General features: G+C 62.8%; 17 protein-coding genes. 5 read left to right on the plus strand and 12 right to left on the minus strand.

All coding sequences use genetic code 11. The annotated features are described in order from the left end of the window. Positions 1-2 precede the first annotated feature (2 nt). From ACN8ZM_RS36055 to ACN8ZM_RS36105, 11 genes are read right to left on the minus strand one after another with little or no spacing between them, the layout of a single operon-like run. Entirely contained in the window at positions 3-890 is an 888-nt protein-coding gene (locus tag ACN8ZM_RS36055; protein ID WP_205821609.1) for a DUF4123 domain-containing protein, read from the minus strand. 2 nt (positions 891-892) lie between these two features. Further along, entirely contained in the window at positions 893-3,019 is a 2,127-nt protein-coding gene (locus tag ACN8ZM_RS36060) for a type VI secretion system Vgr family protein (protein WP_420212817.1), read from the minus strand. 15 nt (positions 3,020-3,034) lie between these two features. Next, positions 3,035-3,931: a type IVB secretion system protein IcmH/DotU gene (gene icmH, locus ACN8ZM_RS36065; protein ID WP_420212818.1), complete on the minus strand. Its 897-nt coding sequence runs from the start codon at positions 3,929-3,931 to the stop codon at positions 3,035-3,037. Between the two features lies 1 nt (position 3,932). Continuing rightward, positions 3,933-5,270, minus strand: coding sequence for a type VI secretion system baseplate subunit TssK (gene tssK, locus ACN8ZM_RS36070; protein ID WP_205821606.1), 1,338 nt, complete (start codon positions 5,268-5,270; stop codon positions 3,933-3,935). Beyond that, positions 5,267-6,271: a type VI secretion system lipoprotein TssJ gene (tssJ, locus tag ACN8ZM_RS36075; protein WP_420212819.1), complete on the minus strand. Its 1,005-nt coding sequence runs from the start codon at positions 6,269-6,271 to the stop codon at positions 5,267-5,269. Before tssJ ends, tssK begins: the two co-directional genes overlap by 4 nt. Further along, a complete protein-coding gene (gene tagH / locus ACN8ZM_RS36080; protein ID WP_420212820.1) occupies positions 6,268-7,632 on the minus strand; it encodes a type VI secretion system-associated FHA domain protein TagH in 1,365 nt (454 codons plus the stop codon). The genes tssJ and tagH overlap by 4 nt, the downstream gene beginning before the upstream one ends. Beyond that, positions 7,629-8,648 carry a type VI secretion system baseplate subunit TssG gene (gene tssG, locus ACN8ZM_RS36085; RefSeq protein ID WP_420212821.1) on the minus strand — a complete coding sequence of 340 codons (1,020 nt, stop codon included), beginning with the start codon at positions 8,646-8,648 and terminating at the stop codon, positions 7,629-7,631. The genes tagH and tssG overlap by 4 nt, the downstream gene beginning before the upstream one ends. After that, complete coding sequence (tssF, locus tag ACN8ZM_RS36090) at positions 8,612-10,378, minus strand: type VI secretion system baseplate subunit TssF (protein WP_420212822.1); 1,767 nt, start codon at positions 10,376-10,378, stop codon at positions 8,612-8,614. Before tssF ends, tssG begins: the two co-directional genes overlap by 37 nt. Positions 10,379-10,388: 10 nt before the next feature. Further along, positions 10,389-10,817 (minus strand): type VI secretion system baseplate subunit TssE, encoded by a 429-nt coding sequence (gene tssE, locus ACN8ZM_RS36095; protein WP_089454735.1) that lies wholly within the window; start codon positions 10,815-10,817, stop codon positions 10,389-10,391. Between the two features lie 15 nt (positions 10,818-10,832). Then, positions 10,833-12,311 carry a type VI secretion system contractile sheath large subunit gene (gene tssC, locus ACN8ZM_RS36100; RefSeq protein ID WP_420212823.1) on the minus strand — a complete coding sequence of 493 codons (1,479 nt, stop codon included), beginning with the start codon at positions 12,309-12,311 and terminating at the stop codon, positions 10,833-10,835. Positions 12,312-12,354: 43 nt separating this feature from the next. Then, on the minus strand, positions 12,355-12,768 hold the full coding sequence (locus tag ACN8ZM_RS36105; protein WP_420212824.1) for a type VI secretion system contractile sheath small subunit: 414 nt from the start codon (positions 12,766-12,768) through the stop codon (positions 12,355-12,357). A 1-nt stretch (position 12,769) separates the two neighbouring features. On the opposite strand from ACN8ZM_RS36105, the gene ACN8ZM_RS36110 reads away from it, so the two are divergent. Continuing rightward, positions 12,770-14,337, plus strand: a protein-coding gene (locus tag ACN8ZM_RS36110; protein ID WP_089454866.1) for an IS3 family transposase whose coding sequence is annotated in 2 segments (ribosomal slippage) — positions 12,770-13,208 and positions 13,208-14,337 — 1,569 coding nt in all. Because the reading frame shifts where the segments join, the coding sequence is not laid out codon by codon here. 12 nt (positions 14,338-14,349) lie between these two features. Here the strand turns inward: ACN8ZM_RS36110 and ACN8ZM_RS36115 are convergent. After that, entirely contained in the window at positions 14,350-14,610 is a 261-nt protein-coding gene (locus tag ACN8ZM_RS36115) for a type VI secretion system contractile sheath small subunit (RefSeq protein WP_420212825.1), read from the minus strand. A 476-nt stretch (positions 14,611-15,086) separates the two neighbouring features. Here ACN8ZM_RS36115 and tssH point away from each other — a divergent pair, with 476 nt between their 5' ends. From tssH to tssA, 4 genes are read left to right on the plus strand one after another with little or no spacing between them, the layout of a single operon-like run. Further along, complete coding sequence (gene tssH, locus ACN8ZM_RS36120; protein WP_420212826.1) at positions 15,087-17,654, plus strand: type VI secretion system ATPase TssH; 2,568 nt, start codon at positions 15,087-15,089, stop codon at positions 17,652-17,654. Between the two features lie 12 nt (positions 17,655-17,666). After that, positions 17,667-19,241, plus strand: a complete 1,575-nt coding sequence (locus tag ACN8ZM_RS36125) for a sigma 54-interacting transcriptional regulator (protein ID WP_420212827.1) — start codon at positions 17,667-17,669, stop codon at positions 19,239-19,241. Beyond that, positions 19,238-19,936, plus strand: a complete 699-nt coding sequence (gene vasI / locus ACN8ZM_RS36130) for a type VI secretion system-associated protein VasI (RefSeq protein ID WP_420212828.1) — start codon at positions 19,238-19,240, stop codon at positions 19,934-19,936. The genes ACN8ZM_RS36125 and vasI overlap by 4 nt, the downstream gene beginning before the upstream one ends. Beyond that, positions 19,924-21,360, plus strand: a complete 1,437-nt coding sequence (gene tssA / locus ACN8ZM_RS36135; protein ID WP_420212829.1) for a type VI secretion system protein TssA — start codon at positions 19,924-19,926, stop codon at positions 21,358-21,360. The genes vasI and tssA overlap by 13 nt, the downstream gene beginning before the upstream one ends. Positions 21,361-21,367 lie beyond the last annotated feature (7 nt).

The following is a 21,367-nucleotide window of genomic DNA, read 5'->3' on the forward strand; positions in this document are numbered from 1 at the left end:
GCTCAGGTTCCTTCGATCATCAAGTGGTTCAATGCCCGATTCGCACGAGCGCCCGGTGCCAGGTCGGTATCACCCAACAAAGCGACAACTGCCTTGGTGTGTACGTAGTAAGCCGGATGCCGGAAAACCTCCATCGCTGCCTCCAGATGGTGAGGCTCCCGGAAACCCCAGAGATGAAGTTGCTCCAGCCATATCCGCGTCTGCTGGCGAGCGCTATCGCGGAAGCTATGAGGTACACGCTGAGTCAGCGCCGTTTGCTTGCGAAGCTGATGGTCGCCCAACCCTTCATCGATAGCAGCCATCTCGGCATCGGAAAACTGGAAATCGCCTTGAATCAGCTCGCCACCACCCGATTGGTTATAGCCCCACCATTGGAATTCCGGGCCAAGGTTCTCCCGCCAGATCAGTTGTTGCACTGGCCCCAGGAGAGTGGCAGCACGCTGCGGTGTCAGTGCCCTCAATACGCTGTCAAGCGCCGCTGTTTCCTGAAGGCGAAACCGCGCCTTGTTGCCATTGGGCATATACACAAAAAGAATGGAACGCAGATGTGCCAGTACTGCCTCGATAGGCTCGGTCGAAGTCAGATACACTGCGCCGCCAGTAGGTGGCCACACGTCAGCAAAGGTGTTTGTCAATACGGAGCCCGGTTGGTATTGCACCAGCAACGGCCCCCGTGTCTCGTGTTCGTCGTACTCTGTTCCCCTCCACACCCAGCGTTGCGTGCAGGTGTAGTCGAGTTCCCTCACGGCGTGCGATATGGTGCGCTCTTCCCGCATCTCCGGCTGCCCCAGCAACCACTCATCAAGCAGTTCGCTTTCCAGTAACAGGTAGGCGAAAAGCCGATTCTCGATAGCTTCTAGCAGCACGGTCTGTTCCAGTGCGACGAGCATGATCAGCTCCCTCGAAAATTACCGCATGGGCAGTCAGAACGCGGACAACTACCGTCGGTACGCTTCATACAGAGCACATCAAACGGCTGTCCCGGAGCAGGGACACCTATCGGCGCTGGTATCGGGCTAGCTCCCCCGCTTTGCTGGGTCATCGGCCCCTTCACGCGAATCGCCACGCCATCCAGCGTGATGCCGCCACTGTCGATGCGCACAGTCCCACCGGGACCTTTGATGACGACGACCTCGGCTGCGCGAATCTCGTAGACCTTAGTGCGATGCTGGATGGCTTGCCCGGCCTCGACCTCCACCCTGCCTTGTACGCGCTGGTCCAGGTGTCCGCCGATGTCCACCGTATGGTTGGCAGCCGTCTTGTCGCGGCGGCTATTGCCTACCTCTTCGGTGCGGTCTTTCGCGGTTGTGATGGTGTGATTGCGGCCGATGGTCAGAAAGTCGTCCTGGCCGATGTCGTGTCGGCGATCCCGCCCGATCGTGACCTGTTCGTCGTGCCCCACCGTCTCCTTGCGGTCGTTGCCGATCGCAATCGTCTCGTCGTGCTCGACCTGCTCGCTGCGGTCATTGCCAACGAAGGTGGTTTCGTCGTGGTTGACGTGGATGTTCTGATCGCGCTGCGCGTGGACGTAGATTTCCTCTTGTCCGGCCTCGTCCTCGAAACGCAGCTCGTTGAAACCTTCGCCCTTGTGCGTCTGGCTCTTGATCGTCATCCACGTCTTGTGCCGCGGCAGTTCGTACGGCGGTAGCTGCAAGCGGTTATAGGTGCGGCCGGTGATGACCGGCTGGTCCGGATCACCATCGAAGAAGTCGACGATCACCTCCTGACCGATGCGCGGAATCGCCATATGTCCCCACAGCGCCCCCGCCCAGTTCTGCGCGACGCGGATCCAGCACGAGCTGTGCTCGTCGTGCCGGCCCTGACGATCCCACGGAAACTGCACCTTCACTCGGCCGTACTCGTCGGTGTAGATCTCTTCACCCTCCGGGCCCACGACCACCGCCGGCTGGGGGCCGTCGATACGCGGGTGCGGCAACGGCTCGGCGCGCCATTCGGCATCGTCCGGCACCAGTACCGCTTCGTAGCCGTAATACGTGCCGTGTTGTGCGTCGGCGCTTTCTTCCGCCTGACTGGTGTGTTGCTTGCCGTGATGCACCAGGCTCACCGGACGCCAGATCCGGTTCATGTCGTCGCGCGGGTGGCCCGTGAGCGCGAAAGCAATGCCCGGCTGCAAGCGCGCGTCGTCGCCGCTGACAAACACCACACGTGCATCGCGCCGGTGGCCGCGCAGACGATCGTGAGTGAACGCCTTGCCGCTGGCTTCGTGTTTATATCGGCCCGGATAGTCGTAGCGTACGTAGCCGCGGCCTTGATGATCTAGGTCCGTGCCGTCACGCGGGTACTCGTGGTTGAAGCGCGGATTCTTGAACGTGTAGTCGCGTTGTACCTGGCGCGCGGTACGCACGTTCTCGGTGTAAGCGAAGGTCCGTAGGCTGGGTTGTGGCTGATCGCCGCCCGGCGTCGGGTTGTAGATCACCGGCTCGCCGTCAAGACGGCCGAAGATGAACAGCCGATCGCAGTGAATCAACCGGTGCCCCTCTTTGCCGTGCTGGAAAGCGTAGAAAAAACCTTCCTCGCGCAAGATGCGTTCGACGAAGTCGTAGTCAGTATCACCGGCCTGCACACAGTACTCGCGGGCGAGGTGTTCGTTGGTGGCGCGTTGCTCGTAGTCCATCGTCAGGCCATGGGCCTTGAGAACGGCGGCTGCGATCTCGGTCACGCTGAGCGTCTGGAAGATCCGCCAGTCGGAGGAGAGCTTGAGGCGTGCGAGGCGCGGCTCGACCATCGCCGAATAGCGAGTACGTCGAAAACCGGTATCGCCCTGAACGAACGACGAGACCGCGCCTTGCACGTAGCGTACGGGCTGGCCGCCCTGCCAGATGGTCAACAGCCCATTACGATCGAGCACCTGCCCGAAATCGATAGCCGGATTGGCGCTAGCCAGCTCGATCGCCAGGCGAAAGGTCTCGGACAATCCCTCACGCAGCGTGAACTCGACGACCTCAAACGACTCGTCTCCGGCAGTGAAAGTGAAACGCAAATCGGATTGCGTAGGCATGCGAGCCCCCTTGGCTCAAGGCTTCAGGACGCGATCCAGCGACTGCAGGACCAGCTCGGTAGTACCGCTCAACTTCACGGCGAAGATGACGTAGGCCCCTGTCAGCGCACCGAGAGCGAGCGCCCAGGGCGTCCACAGCGGCCACTGCCGCCCGAGGCGATAGCTACGCGTGACGACATGGGCTGGTACATCGGTAAGGCGTTCGGGCGCATCGCCGCGCAATGACCGCAGGAGCCGATGCAGCTTGCTGATGATGGCGTTGAGCGATTCTTGCTGGTTGTGCTGCTGACCGTATTTGCCGCGGAAGCCCAGGCAAAGACACAGGTACTTGAATTCCAGCACATCACGATATTTTTCCGGCTCCATCTGCATACGCGCGAGCACTGTGAAGAACTTCTCGCCGCCCCATGTCTCGTTGTGGTGATAACTGAGCAGCGAGCGTTCGCGCCACAGCGACGTGTGGCCCCAGGCCGTCGCCATAACGGCTTCATCGATGAACGTGCAAAGGGCGTAGCGATAGGCCAACTGCGTGGCGCCGTCGTAACCTAACTGGCGTACCTCCTCGGACAGTGCCGTGATCTGGTCACGCACGCTGGCATAGAGACGGGATATGTCATCGCAATGGTCGAGGCGCCGCAAGCGAATGACAAGGCCCAGCAACGGCTGCGCGGCATCCACCAGCGGATTGAAGCTGTGGCCGCGCAACTGGAATTGCAGGTCTTCGTCGTGGTCGATCCGAAACACGGAGTCGTAGAGCACGCTGTCTTTACCGCCGACCGGTGCGACGGACGGACTGCGCAGAAAGTCGGAATGCGGCGTTTCCGGCGCATCAGGCAACGGTTGCGCCCCTTCCGGCGACGGTTGCGGCGCACGGTCGATCCGATCGTTACCGATATCGATGGTGATGGTCATATCATTGACTCCGAATAGCCCAGAACTGCAGCTCCAGTTCGGGGAAATCGCCAGTGATGTGGAAGCCGAAGCCGTTGGCGCCCTTCTGCATCAGCCGCTGCCAGTTCGGATGGGTGCGATCGAGCTGGAAGTAAGTGAAGCCGGCATGGAATGGCAGGTATCGGGGTGCCACCGGCAACGGGTTGAGCGGGATACCGGGTAGTTGCAGGCGAATGAGTTCGAGCAAGGTCTGCTGCGAGGCCACCTTGGCCTGTTGGAGGAAGAGTTGACGCATCTGCTCCAGCGGCATGCGCGCACGTACCGCCAGGATGAAATCGGCGCTCTGCATCAGACTCGGGTCGTTGACCTGGGCAGTGAGCACGCCATGAGCTTGTCTGGTTAGCGGCAACGACACGGCCCGCGGCTGCAGCACGGTGGTGAGCACGCGGCGCAGGGTTTCCTGCAGCAGCCGGAAGGTGGCTTGCGGATTGTCGTGCTGATAGGCCGGAAATTCTGGCGGTACGCGCGCTTCGTCGGTGAAGGTCACGAGCTCGCCGCAGGCCTGGCCGCAGGCCAGATAGGCGTCGAGCGGACGAACGTCCGGGTCGCGCGCCAGATGACGAAACAGGTGATGCCAGCGATTGAGCGCCTGCAGCAGATTGAAATCGGTGACGTCGGCCACGCCGGCCTGGCCAGGCGAGCCGATGCGCTCGGCGATGCTTTTGGCTCGCTCATGCATCAAGGTGGCGATTTCCTCGATGAAATGAGTCAACTGGCGGATGGCGCGCAACTGGATGCCAGTGACGTAGAAACTGTCGTCCATCAGCAGACTGCCATCGGGGCGCCGGTCGAGAATGCGGCCCAACGCCAGACCGGTGAATGCGCTGCGATCGTCCCGCTCGAGCGCCAGTTGCAGGTTCGGTACGGCGAGCCCCACGGAGACGTGATTTCCCTGGTGGCTGTGCGTGTCGCGCACATCCTCGCTGCGCAGCACATAGCGCGCGTTGCCGAGGGTATCCGGCCAACGGACTTCGGCCACTCCGTCCGAGCGCAGCGGCAAGGTGAGATGGACGGTCTGGTTGGCTGCCGTGGCGTCGGAGATCGCCAGCGGCTCGGGCGGCGGCTGGTCATGCGGAATGTCGAACGCGGTACCGTCAGGCATGATGCCGCGCGCACGGACGATGGCGATCTTGCCGAAGGCGAGAAAATCCTGGTTCAATTCCAGCTCCGCAAAGCCATACGCGTATCTGCTACCGGCGCGCAAATTGACGTAGTGTTCGAGGAAGCGGCTGGTCTGCTGGAAATGCTGCGGTTTGACGAACAGCCCTTCGTTCCAGACGACGGGATTACGGGTAGTCATGGTTTCTTGCTCGATGTGGGCGCCGCCGATCGGGGCGGACGATAGGCCTCGTCGGTAATGGCGACGCGGGTATCCTGCAGCGTGATCAGCAGCGCGTACTTGCGCCCGCGCGATTCGAGCCGATAGACGTCGTAGCTGCGGTTCGCGCTGGGATCGTGGAAATTGGCCACTACGGCCAGATAGCGGGTTTTGTCCTCGATCGGACTGAACTCGATGAACTTGAACTGGCCGGGCGCAAGGATGTAGTCGTCCACCGCCAGGAAGGTGCTACCCAGGGCCTTCTTCGGATCGCGCTGAATGAGTTCGAGGCTGCCGTTCACCAGCATGGCGTCGTCCTTGAGCTGGATCACGCGGAAAGATATCGGTGTCGCGGCCGTAGTCGTAGCCGGCGCCGGCGCGACGGCCTCGGGCAGGCTGACGCTCTTGCGATATTGGCCGAGATTCGGCGCTTCACCGGGCTCGCCAACGAGCATGTCAGCAGCCAGGTAGCGGTGACCGGGCCAATGCGGCGGGAGCGGCGGGAGCGGCGGATTGGCGACCGCGGCGACCCGCCGGGTGGCGGATGGTGTCTTGTTGTCGGGGAGCGGCGGGTGGCCCTCCTCGACCGGCAGCCGGACGGATGTGCGACGGCCCCGGGTCGTGGACACCGGTGGCGTAGCGGTCACGTCGTCATCGAGACGATCGAGTAAAGTGCGCAAGCCGCTGATGACTTCGTCCTTGCTCGTGCCACTAAAGCTGATGGCAAACGATCCATCCGTAGCCAGGGTGTCAATGGGGCCGATGGCCTTGGTGTCTTCGACAGGCGGCGCGCTGACCGGATTGGGATTAACGTCGGTTCCGGCGTACAGGCTGAGCGAGACTCGGGTCGGCTGATCATCCGGCGCACCCACCGGGATGGACGGATCCATCAGCACCTGCCCCGTCTTTTTGACTACATTGCCCACGGAGGAGCACCCGGCGAGCACCATGCCGGCAAGCGCGAGCGCGAGGGCTCGCTTCATTGCGCCTCCGCACGCATGGCCTGGTCGTAGGCCTGCTCGAAGACTTCCCAGAACAGTTTGTCGAAACCCTGCTGGCGACTGGACACGAGTTCTTCATAGTAGTGGCCGTACATCTGCCACGGCCAGCCGCCATTGTTCGACTGGCCGGCTTGCGGCGGACTGTAGCGAGCGAAACGTCGTTGCAGCTGCTCAGGTGAAAACGCCTGCAGCAGCGCACTAAGGCCTGCGGTAATTGCCTGACGCGTGGCGCGCTGCTGACGCTGCAGTTGCTCCAGGGACTCTTCAATCGCTGCTGCGGGCGACAGGTGCACAAGGCTGCGGTTGGCCGCGAACATCGCGCGTACGGTGTCCGGGTAAGTCTGCCCCAGGCGCAGTGGGTTGTCCTCGATGGGTTGCAGCGTACGCGCAGCAAAGGCTTGGCCTTGGGTATGCCCGGGCGCACCGCCATGCAACTCACTCAAGCCGCGGATGACCGCACTGAGGCTGCGGCCCGCCTCGTAAAGCAACGCGTAGGCGGCCTGGCCGTCCAGCGCACCTACCGGTGCGCCGAGACCCTCCACCAGAGGATTGACCAGGCCGGCGGCGTCGTGGCCGTTCACCTGCTGGATGTGTAGCCATTCGCGGGCGGCGGGGTCGACGCGATCTTGTTCCGACATGATGGGGGCTCCTGAGACATGAACTGGGCTTCCGTGGAAGGCTTCCAGCGTCGTGGTGGCAACATCGGCCTGCGCAGCCAGCACCGTCGCCCCGTAGTGGTGAGAGTCGAGCGACGTTTGCAGCGTGCTGCCCGCACCGTGAGCGGTGGCAAGGTCGAGCGCTCGCAGTGGATCGCGCTCGCCTTCCGGCGGCGCTGGCTCACTCAGGGCCTGAAACGCTGCCCAGTCAGGATTGCTGAACTCGGAGAAGTGATCCTGCTCGGGCGGGACAGCGGGCAGGCCGTCCAGATTGTCATCGGGCGACTGCAGCAATTCCGCCACGTCGTGCTGGGCCAGCACGCGGGACGGGTCCGGCAGCGCATGATCGTCGCCGTTCAGATGGACAGACAGACGGTAAGGGCCGACGTACAAGGTGTCAGCATTACGCAAGCGCGCGCTGGCATGCAGCCCCAACGGGCGAGTCTGGTCGTTGAGGCGAGTTTCACCGCTACGATCGATGATGAGGTAGCCGTCATCCTCGAAGCGAATCTCGCAGTGCAGCGACCGCACTCGGCCGGCACGGTCGTGGAGCACCCAGCTGGTGCCCTGCGAACCGATAGTGCCGCCCTCCTTGTCGAAACTGCGCCGAGGCGGGGTGCCTTGCTGCAGGGCCTGTGGGTTGCTCACTACCAACGCAAGGCGGGATGAAGTGGTCTCCGGATTCATGCGCATACCGTAAGTCGAACGCGGGGCGGCTTGCGCAGGGCCGGCTGCTCCAGAAAGCTGGTCCAGCCGAGTTCGGTGCCGATGTCGCCCACGAAGTTGAAAGATGTGATCTCGTTTTCCCCGAGCGCCAGTTCGAGGTCGCACGGGGTCTGGTCACGCAGCAAGAACGCGACCAGCTGGCGCAGGCGCTCGAAGTCTTCCCCACGCGGGAGGAATTCACGAAACCGCGCCTGACTGAGGTTCGCAATGACGATGGTGAATTTGCCGTGACGCGTGCGTACGCTGTCGCCCACTCGGAAACTCTCGCCGAGCATGCCGTTGAGACAACCGAGCTGGACGCGGTCGTCCGGATCGATGTCGGTGTAGCGCAGCTCGAAATCCCGGATCGCGACGTCGTCGAGATCGAAGCAATGCGCGATCAGGCCCGCGACCATCGCGGGCGAGCGGCTGCGATGTACTACGGCACCGGCAAAGCTGAGCAGGCGACTCCACGCAATGGGAGTCGCGCCGCGAATAGTGGTGTTTTCCAGGCCGATCAAGGCGAACAAGCGTTGCGAGAGCGGGTCGCTCGCGCCCGGGCGGAAGCGGATGTAGTGCCGATACTTCCGCCAGGCCTGATGCAGCAGCGTCAGCAGACGGTGATGGAAGACGTCGAAGAAGGCCGGCCGAATACCGATACCCTGCCCTGCCTCGTATGCCAGCCGCTCGACGTAATGGGACGGCAACGGCGAGTCGGGCCCATGCATGCCGAAGAAGGTAGCCTGCACTTCATACTGGTGCGGATCGCCATGCAACAGACGCTCGGCCCAAGACACGTCCGAGGCCGGGAAGCCCAGACCGGCGTAGTTGCTCAGCCGAATACGCTGCCGCTCGGGCTCGTCGCTGTCCGGCGCCTCCAGGTTGTCGCCGAGCAACGTGTGCAGCCGCTCCAGCAAAACGAAGAAATCGTGCCCGCGGCCTTCGCCCAGCAGCGCGTCGATCAGATCAGGGCTTGAGTCCCGCTTCGCATGGGCCATGCGTAGTGCTCCTGATTGGTGGTATTGATCGCTTCCAGCACGTGGAAGGACGAAATGCTGCTGTATAGCGCAAGAAAATGGCTCAGCACGGTGCCGAACAGGTAGAGATCGCCTTCGCAGACGAATCCATCCTGGTCGAGCTTGACGACGCTGCGAATGCCGCGGATGGGCAACGCCTGGAACATCCGATCGATCGGCGCAGTCACAATCTCCTGCAGCGCGTCCAGCCGCTTCTGCGTGGCGCGCCGCCGCTGAATGTCATGGTGCGCAGCGAAGTCATACGCGGCGATGATGGCCTTCAACGGTTCGGCAGACAGCAGCGACAGATAGGTAGGCGAGAGATTGGAGATGAGCCGCCACTGCAGGTTTCCGTCCAGCACGGGTCGATACGACGGCGTCGGCGCCAAGAGGTTGCGGCAAGCGACGAAGGTCGGCGTGTCGGGCGTGGGAATACACACGTCGCCAGCCCCCAAAGCCAGCGGCAGATCACGATTGGTACAGGTCAGCGTCAGCGAAACAGTTTCATCGCGGCCGACGTAGTGGTGCTCGTCACCACGCACGAACGATACGCGGTGCTCCACGCCGGCGACGGTCAGCGACGGGTCGATGCGGGTGCGGTAGTAGAGCGTGACGCGACCACGTTCGTAATCGATCTGATGACGTAGCGACTCGAAAGGCTGGTAGGTACGCAGCCATTCGCCGGGCCTGCCACTCCCCTCATCCTTCCAGCCATCGACACGGTCAATACTGAAGATCTCATAGGCATCTTTCCGTTGCCCCGCCGGCACAAGCCGATAGTCCAGGGCCTTGCCGGTCAGCCGAACCGGCTCTGCTTCGTGCTCGAACAGGTTCACCGCAGGCGCGCAGTACAGCGCCAGGTCATTCGTGCGGATGCGCACGTCCTCGGGCATCGGCCGGGTAAAGTGGAACTCGATGCGAACGCGTCCTGTTTGCTCGGTGGGCCAGAGCGAGCGCAGCCCCCGGATTCCGAAGAAGAAGAACCTGCGCGGAAACTGGAAGTACTCCTGCAAGATGCGATAGCCGTCCATCGCATTCTTTGGATAAGGCAGCAACGCCTGATCCAGATCGAAGCCATGAAACAGCACCTGGCCAGCCGGGATATGCCTCACCGTCCCGTCGTATTCGAGACGAATCTCGCCCAGGTATTTGGCCAGCCACAGGTAGAGCGTCAGCGCGGTATAGTCATCCCCGCTCAGGTAGAAGTCGAGCTGATCGCAATCGTAGGTGCTGGGAGGATTCTGGCTGAGGGTGGACAACTCCACGCGGACGATCGACTTCTCCAACGAGTGCGCGTCGTTGACCTCATCGATCTGCAACGGATAGATGGCGACATCCGCGCAGGTGCGATATTCGCAGGCGATGCCGTCGACATCGCGGGCGCGCGTGCGTGTCCCGCGCCGGATCACGTGCCGCTCCGTGATGGCACGATCCATCGGCCGGAATTGCATGATGGTGGCGCTGGGCAACGGGCGCAGATAGTTCGGCCACAGCAATTGCAGCAGCGGGTGGGTCAGCTCCGGGAGATCGTCATCGATCTTCAGCCGAAGCTTGGCTGTGAGGAACGCAAAACCCTCCATCAGCCGCTCGACATCGGGGTCGGTTGCCTCCTCGCCCAGATATCGGGCAAGTTGGGGGTTGTTGCGCGCAAACACCCGCCCGAGACGGCGCATGTAGTCCAGCTCTTCGCGGAACTTTCGCTTCAGTGGCATCAGGTCTCCGCTACTTCACGTTGATCCAGCGTTCCCGGTGCTGGACAAGCAGGTCGATCTCCACGGCCTCCGCGGTATCGTTGAGCGGGACCAGACAGTGCAACCGAAAATGCAGGCCACCGGGCTGCCCCTGCAAGGCGACGGGACAAACGTCCAGCACTTGCACGCGCGGCTCATAGGCAGCGACCGCCGCACGGACATCCAGACAGACCTGATGACGCAGGTCCGTCTGGCTGGCCGCCGCATCGTTCAGATCTTGTAGACCGAACCCAGGGCTGCTCTGCGAGCCTCCCTGGCGGCTATTGAGAATGCGTTCGAGATGGCGCTTGATCGCTTGGACACGCTCGGCGGCCAGCTCCTGCCGCATACGCTGACGGCGTGGCGGCAGGTCCGGGTCAAGACGGTCAAACAGGCTTCCCTGGCCCGGTGAGCGCGGCATGCGTCAAGCCCTCCTTCATTCCTTGTCGAGCCGACCGACCAGCGACAGATCGAAGCTGGCACCCATGTACTTGAAGTGAGGCCGCAAGGACAGCGCCACCTGGTACCAGCCAGGGTTACCTGCCACGTCCTGTACGACGACCTTGGCGGCCCGCAGCGGACGGCGGCTACGCACATCGGAGGTGGGGCTTTCCTGATCCGCGATGTATTGGCGCAGCCAGTTGTTGAGTTCGCGCTCCAGGTCCTGGCGCTCCTTCCAGCTGCCGATCTGCTCGCGTTGCAGCACCTTGATGTAGTGCGCCAGCCGATTCGGGATGAACATGTAGGGCAATTGCGTACCGAGCATGTAGTTGGTCTGCGCGGCCTGACCCTCGGGCGTGTTCGGGAACACCTTGGGCTTCTGCACCGAGTTGGCCGAGAAGAACGCGGCGTTATCGCTGTCCTTGCGCATCGTCAACGGGATAAATCCCTCCGCCGACAACTCGAACTCCTTGCGATCGGAAATCAGCACCTCGGTCGGAATCTTGGCCTGCAACTGCCCGAGCGACTCATACAGGTGAACCGGCAATTCGTCCACCGTGCCACCGGACTGTGGACCGATGATGTTCGGGCACCAGCGATACTTGGCGAAACTGTCGGTGATGCGGCTGGCCAGCAGGTATGAAGTGTTACCCCACAGGTAGCTGGCATGCTGGCCGTCGATGGTCTCGCGGTAGGCGAAGCTGCGCACCGGGTTTTCCAGCGGATCGTAGGGCTGGCGCAACAGAAAGCGCGGCATGGTCAGGCCGAGGTAGCGCGCGTCTTCGGATTCGCGCAGGCCTCGCCATTTGGCGAAGCGCGGACCTTCGAAGATGTCTCTGACTTCCTTGAGATTCGGGATGTCCTGGAACGATTCCAGGTTGAGCATTTCGGGGCCGGCTGCACCGAGGAACGGCGCATGCGCCATCGCGCCCAGCGCCGCGACGTAGCTGAGCAGCTTGATGTCCGGCGCGGACGGGCCGAACGTGTAGTTGCTGACCATGCAACCGATCGGCTTGCCGCCGAACTGCCCGTAGCCCGCCGTATATACATGCTTGTAAAAACCACTGCGGGTAATGTCCGCGGCGCTCTCGAAGTCCTCCAGCAACTCACGCTTGGTTGCCTGGAAAACGTCAATGAGGATGTTCTCGCGGAAATCCGTACGATCCACCAGCATCTTGAGGCCGCGCCAGGCCGACTCGAGCTCCTGCAGCTCAGGCTGATGCAGGATGGCGTCCATCTGCTTGCCGAGCCTGGCGTCGATCTGCGCGATCATCTGATCGACCAACTGCTTGTTGATCGGTTGCTCGCGCGCATCGGTCTTGAGCATCTCCGAGATGAAGGCAGCTACGCCGCGTTCGGCAACGGCGTACCCCTCCTGGGCAGGCTGCAGACGGGTCTGCGCCATGATCTGGGCCAGCAGGCCTTCCTGGGGTGCCGTCTGCTGCGCGTGGGCGGCGGATTGTACTTTTGTCATCGTGATGTCCTTTTCGTGGAGGGAGAGGAGGAGCCATCGGCCGTCAGGCCTGCTCATCCCCCAGCAATTGCTCCAGCTCCTTGGCGAGTTGACCGCGGGACGCCTCGTCACCCAGCGTCGCCTGCAGTTGCTTGCGGAACGCCGGGATGTTGCCCATCGGCCCCTTCAGCGCCACCAGCGCCTCCCGCAATTCAAGCAACTTGCGCAGCTCCGGCACCTGCCGGGCAATTGCATCGGGACCGAAGTCCTCGATCGCCTTGAACTTCAGATCGAGGCGCAAGGTGTCACTCTCGCCTCCCTCTTCGAGCCCCCCCGCGGCAAAATAGTTGTCGCCCCGATAGAAACTTGAATCTTTCCTGAATTCAAGTTTCGTAGATGGTGGTGGGTTGCCGTCGCCGAAGGCGACGGCCCCCTTGCCACCGATTTCCGCAACAAGGGGGCGATGATGAGAGAACAAGTTGGCTCGATACGGACAAGGTTTTAAGGACAGAGCGGTGGCGCGGTTGCTGCCGCCGGAGAGCGCCCCGCTGGAGGTGGTGGCTCGGGAGATTGGGGTGAGCACAGATACGTTGGAACGCTGGCGCGGTGAGGAACTGGCCAAGCCGGCGCGAGAACGCAGCTGGACGGCAGCGGCTCGGCTGGAGGCAGTCATTACCACGGCAGCCATGGACGAGGCCACCCGCAGCGCCTGGTGCCGCGAACACGGCGTGTATCCACAGCAACTACAGCAATGGCGTGACAGCGCAACGCAAGCGCTTGCCGAACCCGCGGAGAAGCGCGCCAGCCCGCAGCAGACCAAGGAAGACCGTCGGCGCATCAAGGAACTCGAGCGCGAGCTGCGCCGCAAGGACAAAGCGCTGGCTGAGACGGCAGCGCTGCTGGTGCTGTCAAAAAAAGTCGAGGCGATCTTCAACAAGAACAGAAGCGAGGACGAATGATCGGGCTCGAAGATCGCCAGACCCTGGCCCAGGACATTGAAGCGGCTCAACAGGCCGGTGCGCGGCTGGCGCAGGCCTGTGAGGTCGCCGGCATCGACGAGCGCAGCCTGCAGCGCTGGAAGGCCAACCATGGGCTCGTATCGGGTGATGGCAGACCCGGCGCGGTGCGGCCGACACCGGCCCACGCGCTGACACCCACCGAGCGCGAGCAGATTCTGCAGGTGGCCAACGAGCCGCGCTTTGCCGACATGCCCCCGGCGCGCATCGTCCCGATGCTGGCCGACGAAGGCGTGTATCTGGCCAGCGAATCGAGCTTCCAGCGCGTACTGCGCGAGCATGGGCAGAACCAGCACCGGGGCCGCGCCAAGGCACCGCGCAAGAGCCGCCCGCCAACCACGCATATCGCCACTGCACCGCGCCAGCTGTGGTGTTGGGACATGACGTACTTGCCTGCCGAGATCGTGGGGCGCTGGTTTTATTTGTACCTGATTCTGGACGTGTACAGCCGGAAGATCGTGGGCTTCGAAGTGCACGACAGTGACGACGCCGACCATGCGGCGCATCTGGTCAAGCGTACGGCGCTGGCCGAAGGCATCCATGCCATGGCGACCAGGCCGGTGCTGCACGGCGACAATGGCTCGACCCTCAAAGCCACGACTGTCCTGGCGATGTTGAACTGGCTGGGTGTCAAGCCTTCGTACTCGCGCCCGCGCGTGAGCGATGACAACGCCTACGTCGAAAGCCTGTTCCGCACGGCGAAGTACCGCCCCGAGTTCCCCGACAAGGGCTTTGCCAACCTCGATGAGGCTCGCCGCTGGGCTTCGCACTTCGTGCATTGGTACAACCATGATCACCGGCACAGTGGCATCCGCTACGTCAGTCCCGCCCAGCGTCATGCGGGTGAAGATGCCGCGATCCTTGCCGCCCGTCACGAGGTATATCTCCAGGCGCGAGAACGAAATCCGCGGCGCTGGTCGGGCGCCACCCGGAACTGGACGCCTATCGGCGCGGTAACACTGAACCCCGAGCGCGACTGCATCGTCAAAACGTATACGCGCTCGACCGATATAGAGCCATTGGCAGCATGACCGAGACGACAACTAGCTTGACTCGCGCCGGAGCACGGCCGGCACATCCATTGCCAGACCGAGCCCGAATTCGGACATCACCTGGTTGAAATTGTCCTTGTCGATGCTCACTGCGACGCGGTCCTCGAGCGCGATATCGTCCTCGTGACCTTTGAAATCCCCTGTCACCAATAATTTCAGGGGAAGCTCGACTTCCTCGTGTTCCCCGCCAGTTGCCGGAACGTAGCGAATGCTGATGCGTTCTTTCGGCGCAACCGAACCTTGCTTTGCCATGAGTCACTCCCGCTTGAATGCTCGATTGTTATGAGCGCAATGCAAATAGAAACGAGCCCACGGCATACAAATCGCCAGAGCTCGTTACACGCATACGGAAAGGATCAACGAAGATGAAATTCGCTGCCTTGTCGCGCCATGGATTCCCATGAGGCAGCCTACCTGCCGCCACGCAAGAGACTAAGCGCGGAATGAGGTCTATGGAATAAGACTAGTCTGAATTTTTACCCCAAACCCATAATAAAATTTCGAATCCATCTCAACAAAAAATAACGTCGGAAATTTCAGTTAATTTTTCCAAAAAATAGATTCCAAGATCAATTATTTTGGTAAATTCGCAGCACACTTTCCGAAATTTATCTCATATTAATTCACTCACCGCATCGAATCTCGATGGCATGAACCATTCCTTCTCATCGCGCGATCAGGATTGTTTTTTTGAGAAAAGCCTTTCCTAAACAGGGGATTTTGATTACATGATCACGGTGGATCTTCCCGCGCTTTTCGAGCGCCTCAATGCGTTATGCCGACATGCCCTGGAAGAAGCGGGCAGTTTATGCATCGGGCAACGTGAAGCCGAGGTCACGGTACCTCACCTGTTGTTCAAGCTGATGGATGCGCCTCAATGCGATGCGCGCATCGTGCTGCGCGATGCGGGAATCGATCCCGACATCGCACGGCATGCTTTATCCGCCGCGTTCCCCGACGGGGACGGTGGTCATGGCCAGTATCCGTCCTTCTCGCCATTGCTGGTCGAGTTGTTGCAGGAGGCCTGGCTGCTCAGTTCGGTGGAACTCAAGCAGCCGCAGATACGCAGCGGCGCCTTGCTGCTCGCCGCCTTGCTCACCCCTGGACGCTACCTGCCATTGGCGGCGATTCGCTTGCTCGATAACGTGAACCGGGAAGCCCTGCGCAAGCGCTTCGATACGCTGCTGGCCGCTTCGACGGAGGCGGTCAGCGCTGCCCCGGCCGATCACCGGCAGGGGGCGAGCGGCGAAAACAGTGCACTCGCCCGGTTCGGTCATGATTTCACCGCGCAAGCCCGCGACGGGCGCATCGATCCAGTGCTATGCCGTGATGCCGAGATCGACTTGATGGTCGATATCCTGTCGCGCCGCCGCAAAAACAACCCGATCGTGGTAGGTGATACGGGCGTTGGCAAAAGTGCGGTCGTCGAAGGACTTGCCCAGCGCATCGTACAGGGGCGTGTGCCGGAGTCCCTGCGCGACATTCACCTCTGGGGGCTGGACCTGGGGGCACTGCAAGCCGGCGCATCGGTCAAGGGCGAGTTCGAGAAGCGCCTGAAGGCAGTCATCGACGAAGTACAGACCTCTGCGCAACCGATCATCCTGTTCATCGACGAGGCACATACGCTGATCGGCGCCGGCAACGCCGCCGGCGGCAGCGATGCGGCGAACCTGCTCAAGCCCGCGCTCGCCCGGGGCACGCTACGAACCATCGCCGCCACGACCTGGTCCGAGTACAAAAAGTACTTCGAGAAGGATCCCGCGCTGGCACGGCGCTTTCAGCTGGTGAAGCTGGAAGAACCCAGCCCCGAAGCTGCCGTGCACATCCTGCGCGGCTTGCGCTCCGTGTATGAACAGGCCCACAAGGTCTATATCGCGGACGAGGCACTGCAAGCCGCTGCTGCCTTGTCGGCGCGTTACTTGAGCGGTCGGCAGTTGCCCGACAAGGCAATCGATGTACTGGATACCGCCTGCGCCCGTGTCGCTACCGCCCTGGCCGAACCGCCCCGTCGCCTGATAGCGCTGGAAAATGAACTCAGACAGATCGATGTGGAAGCCGAGCAACTCGCGCGCGATGCGCGGACGGGTCGTACGCCCGCGACGAAGCGCCTGAACATGCTGCGTGACGCGCGGCAACAGGTAGAGGAGCGCATCGCGAAAGTACGTGAAGCCTGGGTACAACAAAAGGCCATCGTCGATACGATCGTCTCTTTGCGTCGCGACGCGGAAGCGGCAGAAGACGCTTCGCCGCTGCTGGCGGGCTGGGTGACGCGCCTGGCCGAACTGCAACGGGATGGCGCATTGCTGCACGCCGACGTCGGTGCCGAACAGATCGCGCAGGTCATCGCCGACTGGACCGGTATACCGGCCACCACCATCAACAGCGATCAGCTTACGCGTCTCGCACGGCTGCCCGTCACCCTGAGTGCCCGAATCAAAGGTCAGGACGCGGCACTGGAAGCCGTGCACCGTCGCTTGCTCACGGCAGTAGCCGACCTGCGGCGACCCGGCACGCCGATGGGGGTGTACCTGCTGGTCGGTCCCAGTGGCGTCGGCAAGACCGAGACGGCACTGGCCGTGGCGGACGCCTTGTTAGGTGGAGAACGGTTCCTGACCGCGATCAATATGTCCGAGTACCAGGAAAAACATACCGTGTCGCGCCTGCTGGGCGCGCCGCCCGGATACATCGGCTACGGAGAAGGCGGCGTACTGACCGAGGCCATCCGCAAGCAACCCTACTCGGTGGTATTGCTCGACGAAGTGGAAAAGGCGCATCCAGAGGTACTGAATGTGTTCTATCAAGCGTTCGACAAGGGCGAACTGGCCGACGGCGAAGGCCGCCGTATCGACTGCCAGAACATCCTGTTCTTCCTGACCTCGAACCTCGGCTTCGACCATGACGACCCTTCGTTGTCCGATCTCGACGCAGACATCCTGCGCCAGCGCTTGACCGATTTCTTCAAGCCGGCCCTGCTCGCGCGGATGCAGGTGGTGCCCTATCGCTACCTGGACGAGGACGTCCTCGGCGACATCGTGGACAGCCGCTTGCAGCGCCTGGAGCAGCAGTTCTCCGCACGCTACGGCGCCGCCCTGGATATCGGCACCTGCGCACGCACCGAACTCCGTGCGCGCTGCACGCGACACTCGAATGGTGCCCGCATGCTTGATGCGAGCATCGACGGCGACTTGTTACCGCCGCTGTCGCTCGCTGTCCTGCAACAGCAGGCCCAAGGGGCTCCGTTCCAGCGCGCGGAACTGCGCTGGGCGAACGGTGCCTTCCAGGCCGCACTGCACTGAGCGACGCAGGGCATGGACACTGTGGAAGCCGTCCTGCTGGCTCGTGAGTTGGCGCAAGCGAACACCTTGGCGTCGCTGGCCGGTGCATGGCTGCGCGCCGCCTGCAACGGCACCGGCGTCGAACAAGCGCTCTGTTACTGGCGTGAACCCGCCGGGGACCGCCTTCTTCCCATCGCACGGGCTCGTGTGACTGACGCCGTCGTGCTCCCTGCGATATCGCTGCACGAGCTGGACAATCCGCTGGTGTACTGCCTGACGAGTGCCAGGCCGTGCCATATCACGCAGTTGGACACACTGGTCGAAGTCGGTGTCGGCTTCGACGCGTTGCGCATGCATCTCGCCGCCCGCGCCGCCCTGCTGGTGTTGCCGATCGTCGGCCCTCAGCATGAAATCGCCGGCATCTTCGCGCTGTCCGGCAACGATGCCGCCTTGCGTGCCTGGCATACGGACCCAGTCTGGCAAGCGCTCACCACGTTGCACCACGCGTTGCTGGCCCGCCTGCAGGCATTATCGGGAGCCCATCTTGCCGAGACGCAACAACAAAGCGCCGACCGGCTGCGTGAACTCGAGCACGGGCGTGCGCGGGCAGCACGCCTGCTGGCCGCAGAATTCGTCGGTGTCAGCTCCATTGCACAGCGATTGCGTGACGACATGTTGCGCCTGGCCGACTCCTCTCTGTCGTTGCTGATCACCGGGGAAACCGGTTCAGGCAAGGATCACACAGCCTGGCTGATTCATCAGGCCTCGGCCCGGCAAGGGCGTTTTGTACCGGTGAACTGCGCCGCAATCCCCAAAGACCTGATCGAAGCCGAGTTGTTCGGCGCAACGCGCGGTGCCTTTACCGGTGCCACTCAGGCGCGAACCGGCCTCGTAGCCGATGCACATGGCGGCACGCTGTTCCTCGACGAAATCGGTGACATGCCGCTCGAACTGCAAGGCACGCTGCTGCGCCTGTTGAACGAAAAGAAGTTCAGGCCCGTGGGCGCCACGCGCGAGCAAGCCTCGGATTTCCGCCTGATCTGCGCCACCCACCGCCCCTTGCCGACGCTGGTCCGCGACGGCGCCTTCCGCGAAGACCTGTATTTCCGGATACGTCAGCGCGTGCTTCACGTGCCGTCCTTGCGCGAGCGCCCGGAGGACATCCCCGCGTTGGTAACCCACGTGCTGCTCCAGTACAACCGTGAATGCCAGAGCAACGTCACCGGCATTTCCACCGGCGCCCTTGCTCGTCTGCAGGCACACGCATTCCCCGGCAACGTACGCGAACTGCGCAGCCTCGTGTTGGCCGCGGCCGAGCGCACCACACCCGGGAAGCCCATCCGCGGCGACCTGCTGGCCGACCTGGGAGACCACCTGCCAGTGGCATCGAGTACGCCGCCATCCCCCATGACATCGACACTGCAACAGCTCGTGCACACCGACAACCTGCGAGACGCGTTGATCCGGTTCGAGCGCCTTGTGGTTGGGGAACGGCTACGCCAGGTTGACGGGTCGCGGCGGGAGGCGGCGCTCAGTCTGGGCATACCCAAACGCACACTGGCCCGTAAATGCCAGGAGTGGAACCTGAATGGAGAGGAGGGCCGATGATGAGATGGCTCAATCTGACACTGTTGTCTACCGCTGCGCTGGTCGGTTGCGGCCCAGAGCACACCACCGTCAGCGTCGATCGCACGTGCACGACCATCGCGTCTCCGCAAGAGCGGTTGGCTTGCTTCGATGCCAAGGCAGGCTCCCCGGCAGCATCGATGGTGGCCATACCCGCAACCCAGGCGCCCGCTGCGGCGCCAAAGCCGCCAGCCACCACCAGGCGACCCGATATTGCCACTCTGGTCCAGGCCAACGAAGCCAAACGAGACGCCGACGATACCGGCTTGCTGCTGATGCGCGTCCCGGATCGCTTACCCGGCCAGAACAAGGTCGTCATCTCGGCACCGGCACTGGGCGGCACCACGCCGAGGCCCTATCTCGCCATCAGTTGCCTGCAGAACATCTCCCGCCTGCAACTGCTGACCGCCGAGGCATTGCCGGTCAATCGCGTCAACCTGCGACTGTTGCTGGACAGTCGCCCCGTATCGGACTACCGCCCGTGGCAAGTGCTCGACGACGGCACCGTAACCGATGCGGGGCGCGGCCTGGTCGCGGTCGAGCAGCTTCGGCCGCTGACCCGGTCGGCGCAGCGTCTCGAGATCGAAAGCGACTATGCCCCCTTCAACGGGCTGGTGTTTGACATCGGCCGACTCAATGAGCAACTGGCCCAGCAACGCGAGGCATGTCACTGGTGAAACTGCCCCCACCGCTGGACCTCGATGCTCTGCTGGCACCGCTGGACACTCGATGGCCCGCCGGCGTATTCGACGAGGAGGACGACGCCTTCCAGGGTATCGACCACGAAATGGTCAAGCTCGGTACCCTGCAGGAGCCGGCTATCGACTGGCCTTACGTCGACGAGGCCGCACAGGGCTACCTACGCAGCCAGTGCAAGCACCTGCGCATCGCCGGGCACCTGCTGACCGCGCGCGCTCGCACGCGTAGCTGGCGTGGCTGGGCCGAAGCCACGGGTGTGCTGGCCGGTATGGTGGAGCACTACTGGGAAAGCAGTTATCCGCGCCCCGGCGCCACCGGCTATCCAGCCAAGCGCCGGCTGGTTGACCAGCTTCTGGAGCGCCTGTCCGATAGCCTTGCGACGTTGGAGAGCACCGGCTACGGCGAAGAGTTCTACAAGGTCGGCCAAGCGGCACTGGATAGCCTGCAACGCTGTGCCGAAAGCGCCCGGCTCGACGTACCCACACTCACCAGGCTGGAAGCACTGTTGCGCCAGAAGGCCGAGGCATTGCGCGCACCGGAGCTGGCGGGCGCCAAGCTCGCTACGCCGACATCCGGCGAGGTGCTGACCGATGCATTTTTCACCCCGGTCTTGCCCACGCCCGGCCACGAACGCGAAGGCCGCAAGTCACTGTTGGCCGCCGCCGAGATCATCAACCAGCAGGATGCCTACGATCCGACCGGTTATCTGCTGCGGCGATTCGCGTTGTGGGCCCATCTCACCAATACACCACCACCTCGCAGGCACCGGCAGACGGAGCTGATGGCAGTGCCGGCGGATGTCGCCGACAGCTACGGGAAGGCACTCGATACACGAGGCGTCGACCCCACCCTGTTGCAGCGTGTCGAACGCAGCGTGACGTCGTCTCCGTACTGGCTGCGCGGCAGCTACCTCGCCGCCGGCATCGCCAGACGGCTGGAGATGCCGCTGGTGGCCGAGGCCATCCGCCAGTCGAGCGAGCGCTTCGTGACCCGGCTACCGGCCCTGCTCAAGCTGGAATTCGCCGACGGGCGTCCGTTCGTGGACGGGGAGACACAAGCGTGGATCAGCGGCGCTGCGGCAGGTGTCGCGTCAAGCGGCGCCGCTCACGACTACGCGGCCGTGCGTGACGAGCTACACGGCTTGCTCGGCGTCGAAGGCATCGAGCCCATGCTGCGCCGACTGGAAGCGATCCAGCAGGAAGCGACCGACCTGCGGCACCGCTGTCACGTCATGAGCATTGCCGCCGAACTGCTGCGGTCCCGCCATCTCACCTGGCTCGCAGATGGCCTGAGCGCCCGCGCGTATCAGGCCATGCAACACGCATCGGCCCCCGAATGGGAACCCGAACTCTTCAGCCTCCTCGCACGGCAACAGGCGGGCAGCACGGAACACAAGGATTAAAACAGGA

It is taken from the genome of Burkholderia aenigmatica (assembly GCF_048627025.1).
GTDB classification, from domain to species: Bacteria; Pseudomonadota; Gammaproteobacteria; order Burkholderiales; family Burkholderiaceae; genus Burkholderia; species Burkholderia aenigmatica.

Coding starts and splice junctions, on each gene's coding strand:
- ACN8ZM_RS36055 (WP_205821609.1), bottom strand. CDS start 890: ATGCTCGTCGCACTGGAACAGACCGTGCTGCTAGAAGCTATCGAGAAT.
- ACN8ZM_RS36060 (WP_420212817.1), bottom strand. CDS start 3,019: ATGCCTACGCAATCCGATTTGCGTTTCACTTTCACTGCCGGAGACGAG.
- icmH (WP_420212818.1), bottom strand. CDS start 3,931: ATGACCATCACCATCGATATCGGTAACGATCGGATCGACCGTGCGCCG.
- tssK (WP_205821606.1), bottom strand. CDS start 5,270: ATGACTACCCGTAATCCCGTCGTCTGGAACGAAGGGCTGTTCGTCAAA.
- tssJ (WP_420212819.1), bottom strand. CDS start 6,271: ATGAAGCGAGCCCTCGCGCTCGCGCTTGCCGGCATGGTGCTCGCCGGG.
- tagH (WP_420212820.1), bottom strand. CDS start 7,632: ATGAATCCGGAGACCACTTCATCCCGCCTTGCGTTGGTAGTGAGCAAC.
- tssG (WP_420212821.1), bottom strand. CDS start 8,648: ATGGCCCATGCGAAGCGGGACTCAAGCCCTGATCTGATCGACGCGCTG.
- tssF (WP_420212822.1), bottom strand. CDS start 10,378: ATGCCACTGAAGCGAAAGTTCCGCGAAGAGCTGGACTACATGCGCCGT.
- tssE (WP_089454735.1), bottom strand. CDS start 10,817: ATGCCGCGCTCACCGGGCCAGGGAAGCCTGTTTGACCGTCTTGACCCG.
- tssC (WP_420212823.1), bottom strand. CDS start 12,311: ATGACAAAAGTACAATCCGCCGCCCACGCGCAGCAGACGGCACCCCAG.
- ACN8ZM_RS36115 (WP_420212825.1), bottom strand. CDS start 14,610: ATGGCAAAGCAAGGTTCGGTTGCGCCGAAAGAACGCATCAGCATTCGC.
- tssH (WP_420212826.1), top strand. CDS start 15,087: ATGATCACGGTGGATCTTCCCGCGCTTTTCGAGCGCCTCAATGCGTTA.
- ACN8ZM_RS36125 (WP_420212827.1), top strand. CDS start 17,667: ATGGACACTGTGGAAGCCGTCCTGCTGGCTCGTGAGTTGGCGCAAGCG.
- vasI (WP_420212828.1), top strand. CDS start 19,238: ATGATGAGATGGCTCAATCTGACACTGTTGTCTACCGCTGCGCTGGTC.
- tssA (WP_420212829.1), top strand. CDS start 19,924: ATGTCACTGGTGAAACTGCCCCCACCGCTGGACCTCGATGCTCTGCTG.